Genomic DNA, 1,200 nt, shown 5'->3' on the forward strand with positions numbered 1-1,200 from the left:
GCGGCGAGTCCTTCGGCCGCGCCTTCAAACATCGACTGCTTCTTACGCCAGTCGATGGTCCAGGTCTTGGTGCGTGTTACTACCTTCTTTGCTCCCGCTTCTACCCCCTTCACCACGGCACAGGCAGCCTCACCGTAGCGGTTCAATTGCTCGGGGCGGTCTTCCTTTGCCAAGGACAACGGCAGGTCTTTACGACGGGCCAGCGGGCCGCCCAGGAGCTGGCAGAACAAGCCCCAGTTGCCGGTATCGGCAGCAGCGGCAGCCCGGTCTATGAGGGCGTGGTGTTGCTTGGCACCGCGTAGTTTGCGCAGTTCACGCCATAGGATCACGGGCGGGCCGCCATAGAATTGGAACTGACGCACATGCCATAAGCTTGCCCAGGCACGGACCTTCTGTGCCCCGGTAATGGTGTCGGTACCGGCTTCGTAGTCGTCACCCAGGGCGATATGTTCGCCATCGTCGCGACGTTGTTCGCTTTTACCGTCGAGGTTCTTAGTTAGGTATTTGGTAAGGTAAGCGACGGCACCCCCGACGCGGCGACCATCTGGTAACACTTGGGCTGGGTTCATGACTTGGTAATTGAACCGCACGTTAGTCGCGGGTACCTTGTGCCACTTGCCCCCTTCCTTGTTCCATACCTTACCGACTAGCTCGTCGGGATAGGCTTGGCAGGCGTAGTCCTGAAACAGCGCCACAAAGCGCGTGAGGGCCTCGGGTTCGCCAAACAGCATCATGTGCCAGTGTGGGCAGGCGTCGGCATGGGGTTCGGTGGTACGTAGGCCATAGACGTGTAAGCCGCGACGATCCGCCGCTGCCCGCACCTTGCCCCAGGTTTGGCATAGGTAATCGTTCGCCTGCTTGGGGGTGGGTTTGCCAGCGGCGACCCAAGCCGGGTTAATGATTTGGTCAAAGGCCCGCTGGCCGCGCTTACGCTTACCGCTGACGGTCTTACTAGGGTGATAAGCACTCGGGGCGGTCACGGTCACGAAGACCGCCGAATGCCCCAATTCCTCGGCAACCAGCTCGAACCCTTTTACACGGGTGACGAGCTCCGCAAAACGGACACGTGGGTTGGCGACGCTGCTTTGCTGCATATCGAACAACGAGACTTCATCGCCTTCGTTGCTGGTGGCTAGCGCATGGCGTAGGGCTTCGGTCTGGTCTTTCCATTTGGTTTGCAGCAGGGAGAGGGTTTGTTGT

General features: G+C 59.8%; 1 protein-coding gene. It reads right to left on the minus strand.

Going from position 1 to position 1,200, the window contains the following annotated elements; translation table 11 throughout:
* Nucleotides 1–1,200: replication endonuclease (locus ACUHMQ_RS20025; protein ID WP_445297220.1), on the minus strand; the 1,200-nt coding region annotated here is incomplete at both ends.

The sequence above is a fragment of the Chitinimonas violaceus genome, assembly GCF_052601015.1.